This window comes from Actinomadura meridiana, assembly GCF_039537545.1.
Classification (GTDB): domain Bacteria; phylum Actinomycetota; class Actinomycetes; order Streptosporangiales; family Streptosporangiaceae; genus Spirillospora; species Spirillospora meridiana.
The window spans coordinates 1-24,153 of sequence record NZ_BAABAS010000018.1 but is presented as its reverse complement, the minus strand read 5'-3'; the positions used below and the strand labels follow the sequence as shown (position 1 = coordinate 24,153).

The 24,153-nt window shown below is 72.2% G+C and carries 23 protein-coding genes and 2 pseudogenes; 15 read left to right on the top strand and 10 right to left on the bottom strand.

Annotation, left to right across the window (positions count from 1 at the left end):
* Window positions 1–35 precede the first annotated feature (35 nt).
* From ABD808_RS24345 to ABD808_RS24320, 6 genes and pseudogenes are all read right to left on the bottom strand, one after another.
* Window positions 36–1,409, bottom strand: coding sequence for a High-affinity nickel-transporter (locus ABD808_RS24345; RefSeq protein ID WP_344900570.1), 1,374 nt, complete (start codon window positions 1,407–1,409; stop codon window positions 36–38).
* On the bottom strand, window positions 1,406–2,632 hold the full coding sequence (locus ABD808_RS24340; RefSeq protein ID WP_344900568.1) for a tetratricopeptide repeat protein: 1,227 nt from the start codon (window positions 2,630–2,632) through the stop codon (window positions 1,406–1,408). Before ABD808_RS24340 ends, ABD808_RS24345 begins: the two co-directional genes overlap by 4 nt.
* On the bottom strand, window positions 2,632–4,185 hold the full coding sequence (locus tag ABD808_RS24335; protein ID WP_344900566.1) for a DUF4331 domain-containing protein: 1,554 nt from the start codon (window positions 4,183–4,185) through the stop codon (window positions 2,632–2,634). Before ABD808_RS24335 ends, ABD808_RS24340 begins: the two co-directional genes overlap by 1 nt.
* Before the next feature lie 215 nt (window positions 4,186–4,400).
* The gene (locus ABD808_RS24330; RefSeq protein ID WP_344900564.1) at window positions 4,401–5,678 is read right to left on the bottom strand and encodes a dihydrolipoamide acetyltransferase family protein; all 1,278 of its coding nucleotides are present in this window, start codon (window positions 5,676–5,678) and stop codon (window positions 4,401–4,403) included.
* Window positions 5,679–5,782: 104 nt separating this feature from the next.
* Window positions 5,783–6,775, bottom strand: a pseudogene (locus ABD808_RS24325) (alpha-ketoacid dehydrogenase subunit beta); the annotation flags it as partial.
* An 11-nt stretch (window positions 6,776–6,786) separates the two neighbouring features.
* Window positions 6,787–7,962: a thiamine pyrophosphate-dependent enzyme gene (locus tag ABD808_RS24320; protein WP_344900562.1), complete on the bottom strand. Its 1,176-nt coding sequence runs from the start codon at window positions 7,960–7,962 to the stop codon at window positions 6,787–6,789.
* Window positions 7,963–8,031: 69 nt separating this feature from the next.
* Here ABD808_RS24320 and ABD808_RS24315 point away from each other — a divergent pair, with 69 nt between their 5' ends.
* On the top strand, window positions 8,032–8,754 hold the full coding sequence (locus ABD808_RS24315) for a GntR family transcriptional regulator (protein ID WP_425548976.1): 723 nt from the start codon (window positions 8,032–8,034) through the stop codon (window positions 8,752–8,754).
* Here ABD808_RS24315 and ABD808_RS24310 read toward each other — a convergent pair.
* On the bottom strand, window positions 8,708–9,424 hold the full coding sequence (locus ABD808_RS24310; protein ID WP_344900558.1) for a GntR family transcriptional regulator: 717 nt from the start codon (window positions 9,422–9,424) through the stop codon (window positions 8,708–8,710). The two genes, ABD808_RS24315 and ABD808_RS24310, sit on opposite strands and share 47 nt — an antisense overlap.
* A gap of 95 nt (window positions 9,425–9,519) precedes the next feature.
* On the opposite strand from ABD808_RS24310, the gene ABD808_RS24305 reads away from it, so the two are divergent.
* The 4 genes from ABD808_RS24305 (at window position 9,520) to ABD808_RS24290 (ending at window position 13,650) form a co-directional block, all read left to right on the top strand.
* Window positions 9,520–10,749 carry an NRAMP family divalent metal transporter gene (locus tag ABD808_RS24305; RefSeq protein WP_425548975.1) on the top strand — a complete coding sequence of 410 codons (1,230 nt, stop codon included), beginning with the start codon at window positions 9,520–9,522 and terminating at the stop codon, window positions 10,747–10,749.
* A 201-nt stretch (window positions 10,750–10,950) separates the two neighbouring features.
* Window positions 10,951–11,742, top strand: coding sequence for a putative hydro-lyase (locus ABD808_RS24300; protein WP_344900556.1), 792 nt, complete (start codon window positions 10,951–10,953; stop codon window positions 11,740–11,742).
* Between the two features lie 34 nt (window positions 11,743–11,776).
* Entirely contained in the window at window positions 11,777–13,177 is a 1,401-nt protein-coding gene (locus ABD808_RS24295; RefSeq protein ID WP_344900554.1) for a protein kinase domain-containing protein, read from the top strand.
* An 86-nt stretch (window positions 13,178–13,263) separates the two neighbouring features.
* On the top strand, window positions 13,264–13,650 hold the full coding sequence (locus tag ABD808_RS24290) for an SSI family serine proteinase inhibitor (RefSeq protein WP_344900552.1): 387 nt from the start codon (window positions 13,264–13,266) through the stop codon (window positions 13,648–13,650).
* Window positions 13,651–13,720: 70 nt separating this feature from the next.
* Here the strand turns inward: ABD808_RS24290 and ABD808_RS24285 are convergent, their stop codons facing one another.
* Window positions 13,721–14,218, bottom strand: a complete 498-nt coding sequence (locus tag ABD808_RS24285) for a nucleoside deaminase (protein WP_344900550.1) — start codon at window positions 14,216–14,218, stop codon at window positions 13,721–13,723.
* A 65-nt stretch (window positions 14,219–14,283) separates the two neighbouring features.
* Between ABD808_RS24285 and ABD808_RS24280 the strand changes: the two genes are divergently transcribed.
* The 9 genes from ABD808_RS24280 (at window position 14,284) to ABD808_RS24240 (ending at window position 21,416) form a co-directional block, all read left to right on the top strand.
* Window positions 14,284–14,985, top strand: coding sequence for a nucleotidyltransferase domain-containing protein (locus ABD808_RS24280; protein WP_344900548.1), 702 nt, complete (start codon window positions 14,284–14,286; stop codon window positions 14,983–14,985).
* Window positions 14,982–15,752, top strand: coding sequence for a nucleotidyltransferase domain-containing protein (locus ABD808_RS24275; protein WP_344900546.1), 771 nt, complete (start codon window positions 14,982–14,984; stop codon window positions 15,750–15,752). Before ABD808_RS24280 ends, ABD808_RS24275 begins: the two co-directional genes overlap by 4 nt.
* A 114-nt stretch (window positions 15,753–15,866) precedes the next feature.
* Window positions 15,867–16,511 carry a GTP cyclohydrolase II gene (ribA, locus tag ABD808_RS24270; protein ID WP_344900544.1) on the top strand — a complete coding sequence of 215 codons (645 nt, stop codon included), beginning with the start codon at window positions 15,867–15,869 and terminating at the stop codon, window positions 16,509–16,511.
* Window positions 16,508–17,290: a CDP-alcohol phosphatidyltransferase family protein gene (locus ABD808_RS24265; protein ID WP_344900542.1), complete on the top strand. Its 783-nt coding sequence runs from the start codon at window positions 16,508–16,510 to the stop codon at window positions 17,288–17,290. Before ribA ends, ABD808_RS24265 begins: the two co-directional genes overlap by 4 nt.
* The gene (locus ABD808_RS24260; protein ID WP_344900540.1) at window positions 17,247–18,218 is read left to right on the top strand and encodes a zinc-dependent alcohol dehydrogenase; all 972 of its coding nucleotides are present in this window, start codon (window positions 17,247–17,249) and stop codon (window positions 18,216–18,218) included. Before ABD808_RS24265 ends, ABD808_RS24260 begins: the two co-directional genes overlap by 44 nt.
* Window positions 18,219–18,242: 24 nt before the next feature.
* On the top strand, window positions 18,243–18,641 hold the full coding sequence (locus ABD808_RS24255) for a 6-pyruvoyl trahydropterin synthase family protein (RefSeq protein ID WP_344900774.1): 399 nt from the start codon (window positions 18,243–18,245) through the stop codon (window positions 18,639–18,641).
* On the top strand, window positions 18,638–19,711 hold the full coding sequence (locus ABD808_RS24250; RefSeq protein WP_344900538.1) for a glycosyltransferase family 4 protein: 1,074 nt from the start codon (window positions 18,638–18,640) through the stop codon (window positions 19,709–19,711). The genes ABD808_RS24255 and ABD808_RS24250 overlap by 4 nt, the downstream gene beginning before the upstream one ends.
* Window positions 19,708–20,496 (top strand): methyltransferase domain-containing protein, encoded by a 789-nt coding sequence (locus ABD808_RS24245; protein WP_344900536.1) that lies wholly within the window; start codon window positions 19,708–19,710, stop codon window positions 20,494–20,496. The genes ABD808_RS24250 and ABD808_RS24245 overlap by 4 nt, the downstream gene beginning before the upstream one ends.
* Entirely contained in the window at window positions 20,493–21,416 is a 924-nt protein-coding gene (locus ABD808_RS24240) for a lysylphosphatidylglycerol synthase transmembrane domain-containing protein (RefSeq protein ID WP_425548974.1), read from the top strand. The genes ABD808_RS24245 and ABD808_RS24240 overlap by 4 nt, the downstream gene beginning before the upstream one ends.
* Before the next feature lie 6 nt (window positions 21,417–21,422).
* Here the strand turns inward: ABD808_RS24240 and ABD808_RS24235 are convergent.
* Window positions 21,423–21,923 (bottom strand): annotated as a pseudogene (locus ABD808_RS24235) (creatininase family protein); the annotation flags it as partial.
* The gene (locus ABD808_RS38585) at window positions 21,823–22,728 is read right to left on the bottom strand and encodes a phosphatase PAP2 family protein (RefSeq protein ID WP_425548973.1); all 906 of its coding nucleotides are present in this window, start codon (window positions 22,726–22,728) and stop codon (window positions 21,823–21,825) included. The pseudogene ABD808_RS24235 and the gene ABD808_RS38585, both read right to left, overlap by 101 nt.
* 152 nt (window positions 22,729–22,880) lie before the next feature.
* Between ABD808_RS38585 and ABD808_RS24225 the strand changes: the two genes are divergently transcribed.
* Window positions 22,881–24,119, top strand: coding sequence for a hypothetical protein (locus tag ABD808_RS24225; RefSeq protein WP_344900532.1), 1,239 nt, complete (start codon window positions 22,881–22,883; stop codon window positions 24,117–24,119).
* Window positions 24,120–24,153 lie beyond the last annotated feature (34 nt).

Below are 24,153 nucleotides of genomic sequence, written 5' to 3'. Positions count from 1 at the left end.
GGCGATACGCGAACGGCCCCGCCTCGGATCACAGATCACAGGACGAGGCTGCGCAGTGTGATGCCGAGTCCCAGCGCGACGACGGTCGCGGAGGTTCCGATCGGCATCAGTCCGGGGGGCATCCGTCTTCGTCCGGTCAGGACGCGCCGGGCCAGGGCGCGGCCGGAGCCCGCGATCAGCAGCCCTACGGTGACGAGCGCGGCGGCCAGGCCGAGCCCGTACGCCAGGACGAGGACCGTCCCGAACCACGCCCGTCCGATCGCGGCACCGCCGACCAGGACCACCACGGCGGACGGGCTGGGCACCATCCCGCCCGCCAAGCCCATCAGCATGATCCCGCCCCGGCGCGGCGGCGGCGCATGCCCGTGGCCATGCCCATGCCCATGCCCGTGGCCGTGGGGGTGGTGGCGGTTGCGGAGGGCGCGGCGCAGGAGGAGGGCTCCCGCAGCCGTGACCAGGACGCCGCCCGCCGCGCCGAGCCATGGGAACACCGTCTCCGGGGTCAGGAGCGCGCCCGTCGTGACGAGCGTCCCGAGGGCGAAGACCCCGGCGGTGTGCGTGAGCGTGACCGTCAGGCCGAGGGTGAGGATGTCGCGGGTCCGGCTGCGGCCGTCGCCGATCGCGTGCGCCGCCATGATCGTCTTGCCGTGGCCGGGGGCGAGCGCGTGCAGGGCGCCGAGCGTCATCGCGATCAGGAAGGCCAGGACGGCGAAGGCGGGCGTGAGGTCGTGCCGCGCCACCAGCGACGTGAAGCGCTGGGTCAGGCCGTCCGTGCCGCGCGGCAGGAGCCGTTCCGGGCCGCCGCCGGGTGCGGGCGCGGCGGCGAGCGGTGGGCCGCCCGCCCGCACGGTCAGGGTCGCCGTTCGCTGGTCGAGCGGCGAGGAGAGCAGGTCCCGCGGGTAGGCGGTGAGGCGTTCGCTGCGGGACGAGTCCGGCACGTCGGACGCCGCCAGCGTCATCCGGTCGGCCCGCGCCGTGATCTCCCGCCAGCCGGTCCGGCCGTCCGCCGACCCGCCGTCCCGGAACATGATCTTCCCGGGTCCGGCGGGGGCGGTGACCTGGCATTCGGCGCGCAGCGTCGGTAATCCGGCCTGGCCGGGCGGTGCGGTGGCGGACGCCGTCGTGACCGTTGCGACAACGGGCCGTCCGTCCACCGTGATCTGGAAGGACGCGGCGGCCCGCCGGCACACCCCGCCCGCCCACGCGGCCAGTTCGGTAGTAGACGGACGCCCGTCGCGGTCGGTGTCCACATCCGGGAGGGTCTGCGCGGCGGGAATCTCCGCGAGGTCCTCGACATGGTCGATCCGCAGCTCGTGCGGGGCGGCGACGAGTCCGTCGTAGTGGTTCACGGTGAAGTTGCCCAGCGGATGCGCGGCCAGCATCCCGGCCGCGAGCACGGAAGCGATCATGGGGTGCCTCCCCGGGCGAGTGACTTCTCGATGGCGCCGAGATGGCGCTGGAACCTCGGGTTGCGGTAGCCCGTCGCGGTGGCCTGGCGGGCGTAGCGGAGCGCCTCCGCGTCCCGCCGGTTCACGTGCAGGGCCCAGGCCAGCGCGTCCGCCGCGTGGACGCCGCACTGGCGGACCGCCGCGCCGGGGCAGCGCCGGACGTACTCGGCCCGTGCCGCCCGCAGCGACTCCTTCGGGTCGCCGTGGTCGGCCTCGAACAGGGCGGTCTCCAGGTCGGCGTCGACGCCGTGGGCCCGCGCGATCCGGGCCCAGGCCGACGCGACGGCGTACTGGCGTTTCGCGTCGTCCGGACGTCCCGCCGACTCCAGGAGCGCCCCGTACTCGCTGAGGTACTCCGGTATCGGCAGCCGCCGGACGAGTTCCGCCCGGTCGGCGAGCGCGCCCCTGACGTCGCCTCGCGCGGCGCGGACGCGGGCCCGGCCGTCCAGGGCGGGCAGGTGGCCCGGCGAGACGCGCAGCGCCTCCGCGTACTCGCGGTCCGCCCGGACGAGGTCGCCGTCGTTGCGGGCCAGCTCGCCGAGCTGGGTCGCGATGTAGGCGAGGTCGCGGCGTTCGGTCGCGGACCGGCGGGCGAGGTTCAGCACCCGGCGCGCCTCCCCGGTCTCTCCGCGCAGCTCACGCACGTACGCGAGCCGCGTGAAGATCGGGATGCCGGGACGGCGGGCGTCCGCGGTCCGCGCCGCCGCCAGTGCGTCGGGGTAGCGGCCCAGCTCGACCAGGGCGTCCACCCGGACGGCCGCGGCCCGCTGCCCGTACGGGTCGGCGCCGAGCGCCAGGTCCGCGTACCGCAGCGCGCCGTGGAAGTCGTGCCGGGCCGCCGCGAGCGTGCCCAGCCCGGCCAGCGCCACGGCGTTGCCCGCCTCCTCCGTCAGGGAGCGGCGCAGCACGTCGTCGGCCTTCGGGTAGTACGCGGTGTTCCCGGTGACCCGGGCCTCCTCCACGTAGGCGGCACCGAGCGACGCCCAGGCGGCGGCGTCGCGCGGCTGCTCACGGAGCCGCCGCTGCAACCCCGCGGCCGGGGCCCCGGCCGTGCCCGGACGGGCCGCGGCGGACGTTCCGGAAGGGCGTGCGGGGGCGACCGCCGCTCCGAACGTCAACGCCGCGACCAGTCCGGCGACCGAGATTCCGACGATCAGGGGTCGGGGTGTCGGGGGGCGGAACATCAGGCCTCGTGCCGTCCCATCTCGGGACGCCGGCGCCGCCACCACAGCAGCCCGCCGGTCAGGACGAACGCCGCGCCTCCGGCCAGCCCCGCGGCGGGCAGCGCGCCGAGCGGGCCGGACCCGCCCGTCCCGGACGTGTTCTCGACCGCGCCCGCGTTCAGGAGGTTCACGGACTCGCCGCCGTTCCCGCCCGACGCCGTCTTCACGCCGGACTTCTTCGCGCCGCGCACGTCCGAACCCGAGTTCGGCTGTCCCACGTACGGGAACGATTTCTCGAACGGCACGTCATTGGTGTTGACCGCGTCGCCCAGGTCGTTCTTCTTGCCGAGCAGTTCGCCCTCGACGGCCTGGAGCGAGATGTCCAGGACGTCGTCGGTGAGCCGCCGCCCGTTCGGGAAGCCCGCCTTGTCGCCGCCGAGCACCCCGAGCCGGTCCGGGTGCGCGACCGGTTTGATGGACGTGTTGAGCCTGAGCAGCTCCGCCGGGCGCACGTTCGCGGGCTGCGTCAGCCCCGGCACGCCGGTCAGATACACCTGGACGAGGTCGCTGCGCGGTGCGGGCGGCGCCGGGATCTTGTAGATCTGCTGGATCAGCTTCGGCAGTTCGGGGTCGATGACGAACTTGGCGAACTGCGCGTCATGCCACGGAATGGAGGCGTTGAACGTGTCCTTCTTCCCCTGCGGGATGACGACCTCGTTCACCAGCGGGCTGCCGAGCCGCGACACCTGCGTGTACCCGCCCGAGGCGTTCTGCCGCTGGACGGTCGAGTGGACGCCGATGACCGGGTCCTTCCCGTTCTCGTTCACCAGCAGCTTGGTCGGGATCTGGAGCGCGACGGTGTTGACGTTGTAGCCGCGCAGCGTGTCGTTGCCGACCTCTTTCAGGTTGGTGCCGTACAGCAGGTCGAAGACGCGCAGGTCGAGGAAGAACGGGTCGTCGGCCTGCCCGGCGAACGCCGTCATCCCGTCGCCGACGGGCCTGATCGCCTGGTCGCGGAGCGTCCGGTAGTCCGGCATGGACGCCTTGCCCACGTTGGACGGCGCGACGGGCGCGTCGTCGGCGATCTTGTGGGTGCTGTGCACCTGCCCGTCCACCTGCCGGATCAGCGACAGGTCGTAGGTCTGGGTGAAGTTGAGGTCCGGGTCGTCGAGGCTCGTCACCGGCCCGGTGTTGTAGAGGAACGTGTTGTCGTTCTTGAGCCGGTCGCGGAACTGGAACCGGTAGATGAGGTCCGGCTGGGAGTCACCGTCGTTGTCGACGTTGAGGTCGTACCGGGCGTCGTTCGCGAACCGGTAGAAGTTGGGCCCGCCCGCCGGGTCGGAGAACGGGATGAAGTTCGCTATTAACGTCGTGGTGTCAGGTCTGTCGGGACTGACGAACGCGTACACGTCGGTGTTGTCGTACTGCGGCTGCCCGGAGATGAGCGGCGCCTCCCGGTGGCTGGACGCGGTGCCCTGCCCCGGCGCCAGCCCGGCGAGCCCGCCGCCGACCAGCAGCCCCCCGGCGGCGACGATCGCGGCGAACCGTTTCCCGGACGAATGGATTCTCGGCATCGTGGAACTCCGACCGGTCCCCGGATGACCGCCGCGGCGGCGCCTTCGACGGCGCTGGGCTCGTGTGCCGCGACGCCGGATCGACCGGCTTCTTCGCCATGCCCGCCACTACTTCGCGCCCCACCGCCGATCTGATTGCCGGTGGCCGCATGCGGCCACACAGGAAACCGCCCCCGGGCCCGGACGTGGGCGCGGAGGCGGGTTCGCGGTCGTCGTTACGCGACGATGAGGAGCGGATTCTCCAGCAGGGTCGCCAGGCGGTCCAGGAAGCGGGCGCCCGTCGCGCCGTCGGTGGCGCGGTGGTCCACCGACAGCGTCACCGTCATGCGCTTGCCCGGCACGACCTGGCCGTCGCGGACGACCGGCTCGTCGCGCACCGCGCCGACGGCCAGGATCGCGGCCTCCGGCGGGTTGATCACCGCGGCGAACGAGTCGACGCCGAACATGCCGAGGTTGCTGACGCTGAACGTCCCGCCGCTCATGTCCTGGAGGGACAGCTTGCCCTCGCGCGCCTTGCCCGCCAGCTCGCGGGTCTCCCGGCCGATCTCCGAGACGCTCTTGCGGTCGGCGTCCCGGATGACCGGCACGACCAGGCCGTCGTCGACCGCCACGGCGATGCCGACGTGGACGCGCTTGTGGAAGAGCAGGTTCTCCTCGGTGTAGGAGACGTTCACGGCCGGGTGCTCGCGCAGCGCCGTCGCCGCCGCCTTCACGATCAGGTCGTTCACGCTGACCTTGGCCGGGGCGAGCGCCTCGTTCACCGTGGCGCGGAAGGACAGCAGCGCCTCGGCGTCCACCTCGCGGTTGAGGTAGAAGTGCGGGGCCTCGCGCTTGCTCTCGGTCAGCCGCTTGGCCGCCACCTTCCGGAACCGGTTCAGCGGGACGACCTCGACATCGGGGTCGTCGGCCCGCGCGGCGACGGCCGACGCCGGGGCGGTCGGCGCCGTGCCGGTCGGTGCCGGGGCGGGCGCGGTGGTGGGCGCCGGCGCGGAGGCGCCGCCACGGATCGCGGCCTCGATGTCGGCGCGCACGATGCGTCCACCCGGTCCCGAGCCGTTCAGCCCCGCCAGGTCGAGACCGTGGTCGCGGGCCAGCCTGCGCGCCAGCGGCGACGACGGCGGCCGCGACGCCCCCGCCGGACGAGCCGGAGAGGGCGCCGGAGCCGGTGCCGGGGCTTCAGCGACCGGCTCGGGCTTCTGCTCGGGCACGGGCGCCGGTTCGGCGGCGGGCGTGGGCGTCGCCGCAGGGGCCGCGCCGCCCGCCGGGGTCAGGACGGCGATCGGGGCGCCGATCGCGGCCGTCTCGCCCTCTTCGACCAGGATCTTCTCCAGCACCCCGGCCTCGTACGCCTCGTACTCCATGACCGCTTTGTCGGTCTCGATGTCGACCAGCACGTCGCCGACCGCGACCTCGTCCCCCGGCTTCTTCTGCCAGGAGCTGATGACGCCTTCCTCCATGGTGTCGGAGAGCCTGGGCATGAGGATGTCGGTCATCGGGCGTTCTCCAGCGATTCGGGCGACCGCAGCGGAGCGCCAGCGGAGTGAGGATCGTCCGAATCGCGCTGCGGGGGTCTGGGGGTCGTCCCCCAGTCGGACAGGCGGCCGGTGGCGCGGAGGGTGGCGCGGGCGGCGGTGAGCAGGGAGTCGGCGGACGGTAGTGCCGCCGACTCCAGGGACTTGGCGTAGGGGAGGGGCACCTCGGCCATCGCGACGCGCCGGACGGGCGCGTCCAGCCAGTCGAAGGCGCCCTCCTGGATCGACGCGGCGATCTCGGCGCCGATGCCGTAGGTCAGCCAGTCGTCCTCGGCGACCACGGCGCACCCCGTCTTGCGGACCGACTCCACGATCGTCTCCCGGTCCAGGGGGCGCAGGCTGCGCAGGTCGACGACCTCGGCGGACACGCCCTCGGCGGCGAGGGTCTCGGCGACCTCGGAGGCGACCCGCGCCATCCGGGAGTAGCCGATGATCGTGATGTCGGTGCCGGGACGGGTGACGGCCGCGCGCCCGATCGTCGCGGGCTCGACGTCCTCCACCGGGGCGGGCAGCTCGCCCTTGGTGTTGTAGAGGGCGAGGTTCTCCAGGAACAGCACCGGGTCGTCGTCGCGGATCGCGGCCTTCAGCATCGCGGACGCCTCGGCGGGCGTGCTCGGCGCGACGACCTTCAGCCCGGGGACGAACGAGTAGAACAGCTCGACGTTCTGCGAGTGCGTGGCGCCGAGCTGCTGCCCGCCGCCGCCCGGGGTGCGGATCACCATCGGGACGCTGGCCTGCCCGCCGAACATGCCGTAGATCTTCGCGGCGTGGTTGACGATCTGGTCCAGCGCCAGCAGCGAGAAGTTGATCGTCATGATCTCCACGACGGGACGCAACCCCAACATGGCGGCGCCGATCGCGGCGCCGACGAAGCCCTCCTCGGCGATCGGGGTGTCGCGGACGCGGCGCGGCCCGAACTCCTTCAACAGCCCCTCGGTGATCTTGTAGGAGCCCTCGAAGAGGCCGATCTCCTCGCCCATGAGGAACACGTTCTCGTCCCGCAGCATCTCGGCGCGGAGGGTGTCCCTGAGGGCCTGGCGGTAGGTCGTGAGTGCCATGGTCGCGCTCCTCAGGAACCGAATACGGGGTCGGCGGGCAGGCGGCGAAGCTCGCCCGGGACGGGGGTGGCGTAGGTGTAGTCGAACAGCGTGGACACGTCGGGCGCGGGGCTCTCGTCGGCGAACGCGGCGGCGGCGTCGACCTCGGCGGTGACGGCGGCGTCGAGCTTGTCACGGTCCTCGTGGGAGAGGATCCCGGCCTCCTCCAGGTCCAGCGCCATCCGGGCCAGGGGGTCGGCGGCCTTGAGGGCCTCCTTCTCCTCCTTGGACCGGTACCGGGCCGGGTCGACGACCGAGTGGCCCTTCAGCCGCGGGCTGGTCGTCTCCAGCAGGTAGGGCTTGCTCTGCGAACGGGCGCGCTCGACGGCGACGCGGGCGGCGTCCCGCACCGCGATCACGTCGGTGCCGTCGACCCGGGCGCTCTCCATCCGGTACGCGGCGCCGCGCTTGTACAGCTCGGGCTCGGCGGAGGAGTGCTCCACGGTCGTGCCCATGCCCAGCCCGTTGTTGATCACGACGAACACGACGGGCAGGTCCCAGAGGGCCGCGACGTTCAGCGACTCGTGGAACGCGCCGATCGCGGCGGTACCGTCGCCCATGTGGCACATCACGACGTCGTCGCCGCCCTTGTACGACACGGCGAGCGCCGCGCCGGTGGCGAGCGGGAGCTGGCCGCCGACGATGCCGTACCCGCCGAGCAGCCGCGCGTCGGCGTCGAACAGGTGCATCGACCCGCCCCAGCCCTTCGAGACGCCCGTCGACCGCCCGTACAGCTCGGCCATGACGCGCTCCGCGCCGATGCCCTTGTGGGGGGACGACCCCCCACTCCCCCCGTCAACCGCGTTGAAGCCCTTGGCGAGGGCGTAGCCGTGCTCGCGATAGTTCGTGAACAAATAGTCGGTGGGACGCAGCGCCGCCATCAGCCCGACGACGGTGGCCTCCTCACCGAGGTTCAGATGGCAGTAACCGCCGATCTTGGCCTCGGTGTAGGCGCGGGCCGCGCGTTCCTCGAACCTCCTGACCAGCAGCATCTGCCGGTAGTAGCCGACGAGCGTCTCGGCGTCCGCCGCCGGGACCGTGTCCCGGGGCGTCGTCGCGGCGGTCTTCGCCCGGGGGGTGGCGGTGCCGCGCGTTCTCCGGCCGCGAGCCGGGGCGGCCCTGCCGACCGATCGAGTGGTCTCAGCCATCGGCGATCTTTCCTCTGTCCGGGGCAACGTCGTAGGATCGCCACGACGCTCACCGATCATCATTGATCTATGATCGATCATATTGCATCCGTCAAGAGTCGCCTACCGACTCTGCGTCTACCATGGGACCCCGTGAACGCGCCGATCCGTGCCCCGCTGCTCCGCACCGGACTCGCCGACCAGATCCGTGAGTTCATCGTGGACGGGATCAGCTCCGGCCGCTGGCAGCCAGGCGAGCGCGTCGTGGAACGCCGGATCGCCACCGAACTCGGGGTCAGCCAGGGGCCCGTCCGCGAGGCGCTGCGGCAGCTGGAGGCCGAGCGGCTCATCGAGTCGCTGCCGAACCGGGGCGCCCGCGTCCGCGCGTTCACCGAACGCGATCTCGCGGAGATCTTTCCCGTCCGCGCGGGGCTGGAGCGGACGGCCGTGGAGCTGGCCCTGCCCCGCCTGGCGGGCTGTCTGGACGCCCTGGAGGAGCACAACCGGCGGCTCGCCCGGGCCGCGCAGGACGGCGACCTGCCCGAGCAGATGCGCCTCAGCATCGCCTTCCACCGCGCGATCGTCGAGGCGTCCGGGAACGGGCTGCTGGTGTCGGTGTGGGAGCGGCTCGGCATCGAGCTGTGGACGACCCTGTCACTCCGCCTCCACCAGACGGAGATCTACTCCAAGTCGGCCGAGCACGCCGAGCTGATCGAGGCGTTCCGGCGCCGCGACCCGCGGGCGCCGAGTCTGCTGCACGAGCACGTCATGAACTACGCGCCGCGGACTCCTGCTCCCGATACGCGTTCGTGAGCTGCGCCTCCGCGTCGTCCAGGTAGGAGCGGAGTTCGGCTTCGGCCGCCGCGACCTCGCCGCGTGCCAGCAGCGTGTGGATGCGGCGGTTGCGGGTCAGGTACGGCTCGTGGAACTCGCGCGGCGAGCCCATCTCGTGGAAGACGAGCCGCATCTCGACGAGCAGATGCCCGATCATCTCGTCGACCCGGGGGCTGCCCATCAGCGCGGCCAGGGCCTTGTGGAACATGATGTCGGCGGTGCCGACGTCGTCCCACTTCCCGGCCTCGGCGGCGCGCTCGCCCTTCGCGACGGCGGCCTCCACGCGGTCGAGCGCGGCCGGGTCGGCGGCCTGTGCCGCGCCCCGCACCGCCTCGCACTCCAGGATGCGCCGGATCCGGTAGAGGTCGGCCAGCCCGTCGGCGGGGACGCGGTTCACGAACACGCCCCGGTTGAGCTTCTGGACGAGCAGCCGGTCCTTGATGAGGATCTGGAACGCCTCGCGCACGACGTTGCGCGACACCTCCATGACGGGCGCGATCTTGTTGTCCGACAGCCGGGTGCCGGGCCGCAGATGGCCGTCGGCGATCCGCGCGCGGATCAGGTCCGCGAGCCAGGCCGCGGTGCTGGAGCGATCCAGCTGGTGCCGCGACGCGGCCATCTCGTCGAGCCAGGGCTCCCGTACCGGCATCGGCCACTCCTGAAAATAACTCAACAAGGGGATTGCTGGATTGTAGGGCAATCCTTACCCTGACGGAAAGCGGATCCCCCGGAAGGGCCAGCCCCATGACGGACCGGACGACCCTGGACAAGCAACCGTCACCCACCGCACCGTCCCGCCGTGGCGTTCTCCTCGGCGCCATGTTCCTGATGGCCACCAGCGCCATCGGCCCCGGGTTCATCACCCAGACCACCGTCTTCACCGCCGAGCTCGGCGCCGCGTTCGCGTTCGCGATCGTCGTGTCCGTGCTGGTGGACATCGCGATCCAGCTCAACGTGTGGCGCGTCGTCGGCGTCTCCGGCATGCGCGCGCAGGAACTCGGCAACCGCGTCCTGCCCGGCGCCGGGTACGGCCTGGCCGCGCTGGACCTCTTCGGCGGGCTGGTCTTCAACATCGGCAACATCGCGGGCACCGCGCTCGGGCTGAACGCGCTCCTCGGCCTGGACGTCAAGGTCGGCGGCGCCGTCTCCGCGCTGGCCGCCATCGGGATCTTCCTGAGCCGCCGCGCGGGCGTCGCCATGGACCGGATCGTCGTCGTCCTCGGCGGCGTCATGATCCTGCTGACGCTGTACGTGGCGTTCGTGTCCGAACCGCCCCTCGGCGACGCGCTGCGGCAGAGCGTCGCGCCCGAGACCGTCGACTTCCTGATCATCACCACCCTGATCGGCGGGACGGTCGGCGGCTACATCACCTACGCGGGCGCGCACCGCATGATCGAGTCGGGGCTGCGCGGCCCGGAGCACGTGCGCGAGATCAACCGGAGCGCGGTCACCGGCATCCTGGTCACCGGGTTGATGCGCGTGCTGCTGTTCCTCGCCGTGCTCGGCGTCGTCGCGGGCGGGGTGACGCTGGCGAAGGAGAACCCGCCGTCGTCGGCGTTCGAGCACGCGGCGGGCGAGGCCGGGCTCCGCGTGTTCGGCCTGATCATGTGGTCGGCAGCGATCACCTCGGTGATCGGGGCCTCGTACACGTCGGTGTCCTTCCTCGTCTCGTTCTCGTCGTTCGTCGAGCGGTACCGCAACTGGCTGGTCGTGGCGTTCATCGCCGTGTCGACGATCATCTACCTCATCATCGGCACGACTCCGGCGAAGCTGCTCATCCTCGCGGGAGCGCTGAACGGGATGATCCTGCCGTTCGGTCTCGGCGTGCTGCTGTGGGCGGCGGCCCGGCGCCGCGACCTGCTCGGCGGCTACCGGTATCCGCCGTGGCTGCTCGTCATCGGCGGCACCGCCTGGCTGCTGTCGCTCTACCTCAGCTGGGACCTGCTCACCAACCTTGACCAGCTGTGGGAGTGAGGGCGTGCCGCACGTCACGCCGGGCAGAGGACTTTATTCAGGTTTTTTTCAGGAAGTGGGAACCATGGGGCGAGTGAGGGCGTTTCCTCACACAGGGCCGCTGGAGAAGTCCAGGATTGGGGCCGTCCGGGTCATGCGGCGCTCGGCGTGGGGGTGTCGGGCGCCGCAGACCCGGACTCATTTTTTACGGGGATGGTCGTCATGACCGCACCCATTGACCCGGGCGGGCTCTCGCCCGAACAGGCCAGAGCGCTGTTCCGTGGCGGGCTCCGCGTTCCCACCGCCGGTTGGTGCGCGGGCTGGACGCAGGCGAACCTCATCGCCGTGCCCCGCGACCACGCCTACGACCTGCTGTTGTTCGCGCAGCGCAACCCGAAGCCGTGCCCGGTGCTGGACGTCACCGAACCCGGTGAGACGTCCGCGTCCCTGTTCTCCGGTGACCTGCGCACCGACCTGCCCGGCTACGTCGTCTACGAGCGCGGCGAACCCGTCGCCGAGGTGCCCGACGTGACGCGGCACTGGTGCGACGACCTGGTCGCGTTCCTCATCGGGTGCAGCTTCACCTTCGAGGACGCGCTGCGCGAGGCGGGTGTCCCCGTCCGGCACATCGAGCAGGACCGGAACGTCCCCATGTACCGGACGAACCGCCGCTGCCGTCCCGCCGGGAGCTTCCGGGGCCCGCTCGTCGTGTCGATGCGTCCCGTGCCCGCCGGGCTCGTCGCCGACGCGGTGCGGGTCACGTCGCGATACCCGTCCGTGCATGGCGCGCCCGTCCATGTCGGCGACCCGGTCGCGCTGGGCATCGACGACCTGGACCGTCCCGACTTCGGTGAGCCCGTCGACGTCCGCGCGGGCGAGGTGCCGGTGTTCTGGGCGTGCGGTGTCACCCCGCAGGCAGCGGTCATGGCGTCGCGGCCGAGTCTGGCCATTGGGCATCTACCTGGCCACATGGCGGTCACCGACGCCCGCGACGCCCGGTACGTCGTGCCCTGAGCGAGGTGCTCTGGGCGGGCCGTAGGCTTCCGGCATGTCCGAGATCGTCGCTCCGGGTGATCGCCTCGGGGAGCGCTACCGTCTGGACCGGCCGCTGGGCGCCGGTGGGATGGCGACCGTCTGGCGCGCGGTCGACCTCGTCCTCGACCGCGCCGTCGCGGTCAAGGTGCCGAGGGACGGCTGGTCCGAGGAGTTCACGCGGCGGCTCCGGCAGGAGGCGAAGGCCGCCGCCGGTCTCACCCACCCGAGCATCACCGGTGTCTACGACTACGGCGAACACACAAGTTCGTCCGGGAGGTCGCCCCTCCAGGGGCGGCAGAGCGTTCCTTACGTGGTCATGGAGTTGCTGGACGGTGAGAGTCTGGCGGCGCGGCTGGGCCGAGGGCCGTTGCCCTGGCGGGAGGCGGCCGCCGTGTGCGCGCGTGTGGCCGACGCCTTGGCCGCCGCGCATGCCGCCGGGATCGTGCACCGCGACGTCAAGCCCGCCAACATCTTCCTCACGCCGGTCGGCGTGAAGGTCCTGGACTTCGGGATCGCCTTCACCGGTCCGGCCGCGCCCGGCGGGCCCGTCCTCGGCACCCCCGCCTACGTCGCGCCCGAACTGCTGTCGGGGTCTCCGCCCACGGCCGCCGCCGACATGTTCTCGCTGGGCGTCGTCCTGCACGAGTGCGTGACCGAGGTAGCCGTGTTCACGCAGCCGTTGCCGGAGGACGTCCCGGAGAAGGTCGCCGCGCTGTGCCGCCAGTGCATGAACCAGGACCCCGGCTTCCGGCCGACGGCGTTCCAGGCCGCTCGGCTGCTCGCGGACGCGGCGGGCGTCCAGCTCGACCGGCTCTCGCCGTCCGCGCCTGATGATGACGGCCCCGATCCGGCGCGGGAGACGACCCACGTCCTGGAGAACCCCGTCCCGCCCGTGGATCCGAACCCGACGCGGGTGCTGGACGAGCCGCCGCCCGCCGCGCCGCCGCCCTCTGCCCGCAAGCCGCTGATCATCGCGGGGGCCGTGGTCGGGGTGATCGCGCTGGCGGCGGTGCTGCTGGCGACGCTGTCGCCCGGTTCGTCGGATCCGTCCGCCGCGCCGCCGCCCTCGCCGAGCACGTCGCCCACCGCGTCGGCCGCCGCGTGCTCGGTGTCCTACAAGGTGACCGGGACGTGGCCGCAGGGGTTCCAGGCGACCGTTCGGATCACGAACCTCGGCACCGGCCCCATCGACGGCTGGACGCTGGGCTTCCAGTTCCCGGACGGGCAGGCCATCACCGAGCTGTGGAACGGCCGCAAGGCGCAGGACGGCCCGTCCGTCACGGTGAGCGACGCCGACTGGAACCGCGCGATCCCGGCGAACGGCACCGCCGAGTTCGGTTTCCTCGGACGCCAGGACGGCACCAACGGCGTCCCACCCCATTTCACCCTGAACGGCGGCGAGTGCCGCCCCTGACTGGGCCAAGTGTTCTCCAAGTGCGTTGCACCGGAGATCGGCCCTGGTCTATGAGTGAACGGAGCGTCATTCATTCGGGGGGAAACATGCTCAGGTCGCGTTCACGATGGGTCGTCGGGTTGGCGGGAACGGCGGTCATCGCGTCGTCGGCGCCCACGCAGGCGGCGCCGACACCGGTCGGCTCCTACGTGCTGAGGGTGGCGCCCGAGCACGGCCCCGCCACCACCTACAGGCTGCGGTGCGACCCGGACGGCGGGACGATCGCCGCCGTGTCCGAGGCCTGTGACCAGCTCGAATCCGCGAACGGGGAGGTCCGGCGCATCCCGGCCAGGCAGGGGGCGTGCACGATGGAGTACTCGCCCGTCCGGGTGACCGCCGACGGCACCTGGCGCGGCGAACCACGCCATTTCGCTCGCACCTATCCGAACCGGTGCTCGGCGATGAACGAGACCGGCGGAATGCTCTTCCGCTAGATGATCGTTTTCACCGGGCCGGACATCGTCCCGCCGGACTGGCGGGCGGCGATCGACCGGCTGGACGCCCTCACCCGCCGCTGACCTGTCCCGCCGCGCGGGTGTGCAGGTCGCGCATGGCGGCCTCCAGGGACGCGACCGGGCCGTCCACCCGCAGGCCGGGCACGACCTCCTGGATGGGGAGCACGGCCACCGGCCCCGGCGCGATGCCCAGTTCCGCCCGCCAGGCGGCGACCTGCGCGGACGAGTGGACGTAGACGATGCGGCCGAGCCCGACCCACCCGTGCGCGGCCGAGCACATCGGGCAGTGCTCGCCGGAGGTGAACACCGTCGCGGCGGCGCGCTCCTCCGGCGTCAGGTGGGACGCCGACCAGCGGGCCGCCTCGAACTCGGGGTGGCGGGTCTCGTCGCCGTCCGCCGTGCGGTTGCGGTCCTCGAACAGCACCTCGCCGGACGCGGACACCAGCACCGTCCCGAACGGCTCGTCGCCCGCCTCCAGCGCCTCGGCGGCGAGCGCGACGCAGCGGTCGAGATGGACGAGTTCGGCCTCGGTCGGTTCGTACGCCATCACAAGATCCTTTCATGTGGGGAATCGGTTCGACACCCCGTGGCCGCCTGCGTCAGGCTGCCAGCGTGACCACCTCCGACCCCGATACGGCGCTGGGCCTCGTCCGCGACCACACGATCCTGTCGGTCGTGACCGGGTCGCGGGCCTACGGCCTGGCGACGGACGCCAGCGACGTCGACCGGCGCGGGGTGTTCGCGGCCCCGGCGCCGCTGTTCTGGCGTTTCGAGAAGCCGCCGACACACGTGGACGGCCCGCTGCCCGAGCAGTTCTCGTGGGAGCTGGAACGGTTCTGCGAACTGGCGCTGGCCGCGAACCCGACCGTCCTGGAGTGCCTGTGGTCGCCGATCGTCGAGAAGGTCACCCCCGCTGGTGAGGAGCTGCTGGCCGTCCGGTCGGAGTTCCTGTCCCGGCACGCGCACCGCACGTTCCTCCGGTACGCCGAGGCCCAGTTCCAGAAGCTGGAGGGCGATCTCCGCAACGGCGGCGTGCCGCGCTGGAAACACGTGATGCACATGCTGCGGCTGCTCGTGAGCGGCGCGCATCTCGTCCGGCACGGCGAGCCGCGCGTGGACGTCGGCGACCTGCGCGACCGGCTCCTCTCCGTCCGACGCGGCGAGGTCGGCTGGGACGAGATCGAGACCTGGCGCGCCGCGCTCGCCGCCGACCTCGACGACGCCGTGGACCGCAGCCCGCTGCCCCCCGAACCCGGCCGCGCCGCGGTCGAGAACCTGCTGATCTCCATCCGCCGAAGGAGCGTTGACCGGTGACCCGTCCCCTTGCCGTCCACGCCGCCGTCCCCGAGGGCATGCTCGACCGCCTCGCAGCCGACCACCCGTACCCGCGCGCGTTCCTCACCGTCAGCGGCGCGCACCTGTACGGCTTCCCGTCGAAGGACTCCGACGTCGACCTGCGCGGCGTCCACCTGCTGCCGCTGGAGGAGATCGTCGGCCTGGAGACGGGGCAGGAGACCGTCACCCTCATCTGGGACCACGACGGTGTGGAGGCCGACGCCGTCACCCACGACCTCGCCAAGTTCTGCACGCTGCTGCTGCGGCGCAACGGCTACGTCCTGGAACAGGTCATGTCGCCGCTGGTCCTCACCACGTCGCCGGTGCACGAGGAGCTGAAGGCGCTGGTCCCGGGCCTGGTCACGGCCGGGCACGCGCACCACTACCTCGGGTTCGCGCGCAACCAGTGGCAGCTGTTCGAGAAGACCAACGAGCTGAAGCCGCTGCTCTACACGTTCCGCGTGCTGCTGACCGGCGCCCACCTGATGCGGACGGGCGAGGTCGAGGCCGATTTGACCCGGCTCAGCGGGGAAGGCCCCTCCTACCTGCCAGAGCTGATCGAGGCGAAGCGGGCCGCCGAGCACGCGGGGCTGCCGCCGGACGCGCCCGACGCGTCCCGGCTCCGCGACGACGTGACCGCGCTGACCGCCCGCCTCGACGCCGAGCGCAACCGGAGTGGCCTGCCGGAGGTCCCGGCGAGTCGCCGTGCCGTTCACGAGTTGGTGGTCCGGACCCGCCTACGCTGAACCCTGCGGTGCCTCCCCTCCGTGTCACGGGTCATACCGACCGTTTCACCAAGGCAACCACCGCGTGCGTCCGCCACGTACCACAGGTGGTCGCGGAGCCGAGGAAGGGGAGCGATGCGCGATCACGGCATCGAGCAGAAGGACATCGCGGAGGCGGAGCTGCGGACCCGGCGGGGGACATTCCTGGCCGTCGCGTTCCGCGATCCGGTCGACCGGCACGAGCACCTGGCGCTGGTCCGCGGCGACGTCCGGGGCCGGGACGACGTCCTCGTCCGGATGCATTCGGAGTGCATGACCGGCGACATCTTCGGCGCCACCCGCTGCGAGTGCGGCGACCAGCTCGGCGCGGCGCTGGACGCGATCGTCCGCGAGGGCGCGGGCGTCCTGGTGTACCTGCGGGGCCACGAGGGACGCGGAATCGGCCTGGTCGCCAAGGTCAGGACCCACATCCTCCAGGACGACCAGGGCCTGGACACCGTCGACTCCGCCACCGCCATCGGCCTGCCGGTGGACGTCCGCGACTACGGCCCGGCGGCTCGCGTGCTGCGCCATCTCGGGGCCAGGTCGGTGCGGCTGCTGTCGAACAACCCGGCCAAGGTCAGCGCGCTGGAGGACTACGGCGTGCCGGTCACGGCCCGGGTGCCGCTGCTCGTCCCGGTCAGCGACGACAACGTCCGCTACCTGACCGCGAAGCGCGACCGTCTCGGGCACGACCTGCCGCACCTCGCGGCGACGCGGCTGGGGGAGGCCCGTCGATGACGCGGCCCGTCACCGCGCCCCGGCCGGTCGGGATCTCCTGGCGTCCGGGGGCGCCCCGCTTCGGCAGGAGCGCCGAACTGGCGGTCGCGGGCGGCGTGCAGGCCGTGCTGCTCGCGGTGATCCGTCCCGGCCTCGCGGGCCTGGCCGTGGGCGTCCTGTACGCGGTGGCCGCCTGGGCGATCCTGAGCGCGGCCTTCCGGCGACGGCGCGCGTTCCGCCCGGCCGACCATGTGACGTTGACGCGGGTCGTGCTGACCGGCGGCGTGACGGCCCTGGTCGCGGAGCATCTGCTCGGCGGCGGCCACACCTGGACCCTGGTCGTCGTGGCGTCGACCGCGCTCGTCCTGGACGGGGTGGACGGCCGTGTCGCCCGCCGCACCGGGACGGTGTCGCGGCTCGGCGCCCGGTTCGACATGGAGGTGGACGCCGTCCTCGTCCTGGTGCTGAGCGTCGACGTCGCGTGGTCGATGGGCCCGTGGGTGCTGGCGATCGGGGCCATGCGGTACGTGTTCGGCGCGGCGGCCCGGGTGGCGCCGTGGTTGCGCGCCGACCTGCGTCCGAGCCTCGCCCGCAAGGGCGTCGCGGTCGTGCAGGGCGTGACGCTGGTCGCGGCCGCGTCGGGCGTCGTCCCGTACGCGGGCGCACTGGTCGCGGTGGCGCTCGCGCTCCTGGTGTGGTCGTTCGGCAGGGACGTGATCTGGCTGTTCACCCAACGGACTCGGGAAGGGAGCACGGATGGAGCGCGACGCCCGCGCGTTCTGGATCCGGTCGCCCGGTGAGGGCGAGATCCGCGACGAGGTCCTGCCGGAGCCGGGGCCCGGCGAGGTGCTCGTCCGGACGCTCCGCACCGGCGTGAGCCGGGGCACCGAGGCGATCGTCTTCCGTGGCGGCGTCCCGCCGACCCAGCACGCGATCATGCGGGCGCCGTTCCAGGACGGCACGTTCCCCGGCCCCGTCAAGTACGGGTACCTGAACGTCGGGGTGGTGGAGCACGGCCCGTCCGGTCTGCTCGGACGTCCGGTGTTTTGCCTGTATCCGCACCAGACCCGGTATGTCGTCCCGGCGAGCGCGGTCAGCCCCGTCCCGGGCGGCGTGCCGCCGGAGCGCGCCGTCCTCGCCGGGACGGTCGAGACCGCCGTGAACGCGCTGTGGGACGCGGCTCCGCTGGTCGGCGACCGTATCGCGATCGTCGGCGCCGGAATGGTGGGCTGCGCGGTCGCCGGGGTCGTCGCCGGGTTCCCGGGGTGCCGCGTCCAGCTCGTCGACACCGACCCGTCACGGGCGGGCGTCGCGCGGGCGTTCGGCATCGAGTTCGCGCTGCCCGAAGAGGCCGAGGGCGGCTGTGACCTGGTCGTCCACGCCAGCGCCACCGAGGCGGGCCTGACCCGGTCGCTGGAGCTGCTCGCGCCCGACGGGGAGGTCGTGGAGCTGAGCTGGTACGGCGACCGGCGTGTCGCCGTCCCGCTCGGGGAGTTCTTCCACTCGCGGCGGCTGACCGTCCGGGGCAGCCAGGTCGGCGCGGTCCCGCCCGCCCGCCGGTCGCGCCGCAACTTCGCGGACCGGCTGGCGCTGGCGCTGCGGCTGCTCGCCGACCCCGCGTTCGACGTGCTGATCACGGGGGAGAGCGGCTTCGCCGACCTGCCGCGGATCATGCCGCGGCTGGCCAGCGGTGAACTTCCCGCGCTCTGCCACCGAATCACCTACTGACATCCCGACCGACTGGAGACCATGGTGTTCGCGATCACCGTCCGCGACCATGTCATGATCGCCCACAGCTTCCGCGGCGAGGTCTTCGGACCGGCGCGGCGGCTGCACGGCGCCACCTTCGTCGTGGACGCGACGTTCCGCCGCGCGGACCTCGACCCCGACGGCATCGTCGTCGACATCGGGCTCGCCACCCGGCACCTCGGCGAGGTCCTCGCCGCGCTGAACTATCGCAACCTGGACGACGAGCCTGACTTCGCGGGGGTCAACACGTCCACGGAGTTCCTCGCGAAGGTCGTCGCGGACCGCCTCGCCGACCGGGTCCACGCGGGCGAACTCGGGGAGAACGCGCGCGGTCTGTCCGGCATCACGGTGACGTTGCACGAGTCGCACGTCGCGTGGGCGAGTTACGAGCGCGAGCTGTGACCGTCGCGGAGGTGTGCGTCGTCGTTCCGGGCGATGTCGACGACGTCGCCGCGCCGAGCGGAGGAAACCACTACGACCGGCGGCTCTGCGAGGAGTTCGCGGCGTCGGGACGGCCCGTCCGGGAACTGGCGGTGCCGGGGGAGTGGCCGCGTCCCGGCGAGGCCGCCCGCGCCGGGCTCGCCCGGATGCTCGCCGCCCTGCCTGCCGGTTCCGTCGTCCTGCTGGACGGCCTGGTCGCGTGCGGGGTGCCGGAGATCGTCGTGCCGGAGACGCGGCGGCTCAAAGTCGCCGTCCTGGTCCATCTGCCACTGGCGGACGAACCAGGGCAAGCCGACCTGAACGCGGCCGAACGCGAGACGCTGGAGGCCGCAGCCGCCGTCATCGCGACGAGCTCGTGGGCCAAGGAGCACCTCATCGCGCACCACGGGCTCGAACCGTCCCGCGTCCACGCCGTCGCCCCCGGCACCGACGCCGCACCCCTCGCGACCGGTACCGACGGCGCGACCCGGCTGCTTTGTGTCGCGTCCGTCACGCCGCGAAAAGGCCACGACGTCTTGGTTGAGGCCCTGGCCGCCGTCGCGCACCTGCCATGGCGATGCGAATGCGTCGGCCCGCTGCGCCGCGACCCCGGACACGTCACGCGGCTGCGCCAGCTGATCGCCCGGCACGGCCTCGCCGACCGTGTCCACCTGGAGGGGCCGCTGACCGGCAAGCGGCTCGACGACGCCTACGCGGACGCCGACCTCGCCGTCCTCGCGTCCCGCGCCGAGACCTACGGGATGGTCGTCACCGAGGCCCTCGCACGCGGGCTGCCCGTCGTCGCGACGTCCGTGGACGGCGTCCCCGGCACGCTCGGCCACGCGCCGGACGGGTCCGTCCCCGGGCTGCTCGCCCCGCCCGACGACCCCGCCGCCCTCGCCACCGCGCTGCGCCGCTGGCTCGTCGAACCCGACCTGCGCGGCCGCCTGCGCGTCGCCGCCCGCGAACGCCGCGCCACCCTCGCGGGCTGGGACGACACCGCCCGCCGCATGGCCACCGTCCTGTCCAGGCTCAGCAGGGAGACCAGATGAACTTCGAGCCCTCATGGCTGGCGCTGCGCGAACCCGCCGACGCCGCCGCCCGCGCCGCCGACCTGCTCGACCCGATCCGCGCCGCGCTGCCACCGGACGGCCCGCTGACCATCTGGGACCTCGGCTGCGGCACCGGCGCCCTCGGCCGCTGGCTGTCGGGGCGGTTGCGCGGACCGCAGCACTGGGTCCTGCACGACACCGATCCCGACCTGCTCGACGTGGCGCGCGCCAACGCCTACACCACGGCGGACGGCTATCCCGCGACGATCGAGACCCGCAAGAGCGACGTCGGATCGCTGCTCGCGTCCGACCTCGTCGGCGTGTCGCTGGTCACCGCGTCCGCGCTGCTGGACGTGCTCACCGCCAGCGAGGTCGAGGCGATCGCGGCGGCGGCGGCCTGCCCGGTGTTGCTGACGCTGTCGGTGGTCGGGCGCGTCCGGCTCGTCCCGTCCGACCCGCTCGACGCCGAACTCGCCGACGCCTTCGACGCGCACCAGCGGCGCCGCGGCCTCCTCGGACCGGACGCCGTCACCACCGCGACCGAGGCGTTCCGGCGGCGCGGCGCGACCGTCCTGACCCGTCCGAGCCCCTGGCGGCTCGGCCCGGCGCAGGCCGCGCTGACCTCCGCCTGGCTGCGCGGCTGGGTCGAGGCCGCCACCGAACAGAACCCCGACCTGGCCGCTGACGGCTACCTGCGCCGCCGCCTGACCGCCTGCGCCGCCGGAGGACTGGCCGTGGAGGTCCACCACGTCGACCTGGTCGCCATCCCCGGGAGGACGGCGTGACGAAGCTCTGGCCATGGCTGCGCCTGCTCGCCGGGCTGAGCATCCTCGCCGCCCTTGTGTGGCGGCACAGTACGGGCGCGTTCGTGGACGCCCTGCACGCCGTCGACGGCCGCGCCCTGTGCGCCGCGCTGCTCATCGGCCTACTGACGACCGTCCTGAGCGCTGCCCGCTGGCGGCTGGTCGCCGGTCGTCTGGGCGTGAGCCTGCCGTTGGCGGACGCCGTCATCGACTACTACCGGGCGCAGTTCCTGAACGCGGTGCTGCCCGCCGGGATCCTGGGGGACGTCCACCGCGCCATGAACCACGGCCAGCGATCCGGGGCGCGCGGGGTGCGAGCGGTGTTCCTGGAGCGGGTCATGGGCCAGGTCGTGCCGGTCGTCGTGGGCGTCGCCCTCCTGGTGACCCGGCCCGCCGTCCTTTCCGCCCTGGCACCGGCACTGATCACATTGGCAGTCGTGCTCGGCGCCCTGCTGATCCTGGCCCGGTGGCGCCGCCGCGCCCTGACCGGGACGTATACCGACGTGCGCGCCGTCCTCGCCGCCTGGCCCGCCATCACGGCTCTGTCTTTGACGGCCCTCGCGGGGCACCTGACGCTGTTCGTCGTAGCCGCCCGCCTCGCTGGTGCCACGGCGCCGCTCCGCGATCTGCTGCCGCTCCTGCTGCTGGCGCTGCTCGTCATGGTCCTGCCGGTGAATGTCGGCGGATGGGGGCCGCGCGAGGCCGTCCTCAGCATCGCGTTCGGCGCCGCCGGGCTCGGCTCAGCGCAGGGGCTGACCGTCTCCGTCGTCTACGGGGTGCTCACGTTCGTGGCGTGCCTGCCCGGCGCCGCCGCCCTGCTGCTGAAGCGCCGCGAGGCAGTCCCCGAACAGCTCGACGAGACGCCCCAGCGCGTCCCGGCCCTTGTCGGGGCGAGCCAGTGACGGCCGTCCGATGACGCCCGACTCCGTGTAGGCGGCCATCCCCGCCGTCAGCAGGTGCCGCCGGTCGTCGGCCAGATGGTCGGCGGACTGGTAGCCGTCCCGCACCAGCTCCGGATGGGCGTGCAGCAGGATCGACGTCTCCAACTCCCCGGCGTGCATGTCGCTGACGTCGGACGTCTCGATCCCGGCCGCGCGCCTCGCGTCCGCCCATTCGTCCAGGCCCGGGAACAGCGCCATGTCGCCGTGCGCCTCCTGGACGACGTTCCCGAGCACGTAGTTGCCGCCGTGCCCGTTCACCAGCACCAGCTTCGGCACCCCGGCCGCGCGCAGCGAATCGGCGACGTCCCGCACCACCGCGTGCAGGGTCGCCGCCGAGATGCTCACCGTCCCGGGCCAGGCCGCGTGCTCATGCGAGCACGAGATCGTCACGGGCGGGAGCGTCCGTACCCGGTACGCCGTCGCGATCTCCCTCGCGATCGTGCAGGCGATCACCGTGTCCGTCGCCAGCGGCAGGAACGGGCCGTGCTGCTCGTGGCTCCCGATCGGCAAGATCGCCACTGGAACGTCCGGAACCTCGGAACTCGTGTGCGTCGGCAGCATGCCCCCCACCCTGCCGCACCCGCCCCACCAGCGAAACGATCGCCATGGCCGTGGCCAGCAACAGCGCGGCGACGATTCCGTCCGTCCAGTAGTGATTCGCGGTCACCACGACCACGAACACCGTGACCGGCGCGTGCAGCGCGACGACCCACCGCCACCGGCTCCGCGACACCCGCACCACCGTGACCGCGACCAGCAGCGCCCACCCGATGTGCAGCGACGGCATCGCCCCGAACTGGTTCGCGATCCCGTCCGTCTCCGCCGGATACGCGGACGGCCCCACCGTCAGCATCGTGTCCACGAGCCCCACGCCCGCCAGCCGTGGCGGCGCAAGCGGAAAGAACATTTGCACGAACAGCCCCGCCGCCGTCAACGCCACCAGCTGGTTCCGCACCCTGCTGTAGGACGACCGGTGTCGCGTGTAGAGCCAGATGAGCAACAGAGCCGTCCCCGGAAAGTGCACGCCCACGTAGTACACATTCGCGAGGAACGCCGTGTGGTCCCACTCCAACGCCCAGTGCTGGAAACCCACCTCGCTGGGCAACCACGACCGCTCGAACCCCCAGAGCCGTGTCGCGTTCTCCATCGCCACGCCGGGGCCGTGCGCCACCAACATCCGCCCCCACTTGTAGAAGGCGAACAGCACCGCCAGCAACCCCACCTCAGTGACCAGTGGCCGCACCACCCCTCGCCGCATCGCCACGCTCGCCATCTGTCCTCCCCGCGCTGGTCCCGTCTGTTCAATCACAACCCTTGCGTCTGACATTCCCGTGGGCACTGGTCCCAGCCACCCGAACCAGGGAGGGAAAGCCCCTCGCCGAAGGTGGAGCTAACCCCACCCCGCTTGACTAGGGTTTGCTGATCATGTCGCAGTGGAGCAGAAGAACGCAGACTCTTTTATGGACGGCCGCCGTAGCGGCGAGTGTCGCCCCGGACACGGTGAGTTGGATCCGCTCACTTTTCAGATCATCCGACGAGAGCATCACGGGTTACATCGTCACCGCCCCCGCCGCATGCGATGGTTTCGAGCAATGGACGATGCACGCCGCGTTCGAACCGTGGTATCGGCGACTGACCGACATGCCGTACCTGGTCGTCGTCCCAGCGTTCCTCCTATGGCTGGTGACTAAGCGCCGGTCAGTGGGCTGGGTGGCCGCCGGGATCCTCGGGCCGATAATGGCCTGCGAGCCGATCCTGCTCGGCTACGACTTGGCGCGCTGGGACAGCTCATGCGCCGACCTCTGGCTGGGCCCCTTCGCCAGATCGCAGATCACCTTATGGGTATACGGCCTGGCCCCCGTGATCCTGATCCTGGCAGCGGTCTACCGCCCGGGCCGCCACGCGATCCGACTGGTCCCGGCGACCGCCGTCCTCATCGCCCTGATGTTGGGAGCCGCCGGTGACGCACAACCACCGAGAACTGTGCTGGCGAGTCCCGACGACTGCAAAGACGCAAACCGTTTCTACGTGACCGACACGAAAACCCTCGCGTCGGAGGTCAAAAAGCTCTCGACCGACCAGCGAAGGGTCGCCTACATTTGCTCGATGCGCGGACCTTCCGGCCCTCCATTCACCTGGGGGCAGGGCTCGTCCGAGAACGACGGGCCGTCCGACGGCGTGCTCCTCGATCTCGGACGTCGCGAATGCCACGGAACCAAGCAAAGGTCGTTCCATGATCTGGCCCGTCTCGGAGTCCGCTTGCCGTCTCTCCAGCAGATCGCCTATCTGTGTCCCGAAACGGCGATAGCGCGCCTGCGCGCGCAAGAACAGGAGCGGGCGAAAAGCACAGCGGAGTTCGCACGTCAGCAAGCGAAAGCCATGGCCTACTGCAAGCGGACGGCCCCTAAAGGGCCGCGCCCGGTCAGGGAGGCGACCGGGCTCATGTCCGGCGGAGAGAGCAGCAGCTATGACATCGGTATGGGCGAGGGCGACATGACCGTGTTCGACAGGGCGATCCAGGACGGCTTGGTCGCCGCCGCAGCCCAGGGGGTCACGGTGCTCACGGGCACGGAAGGGGACATCTGCCTGACCGTCCGCGCCTACCGAAAGGCACCCCCGCTCGACCTCAAGGGCCAATGCCATTTAGTTAAGCCGCTGGGCTGAAGAGGTGGATTTCTGGTGGGTTTGGGTGCTGCAT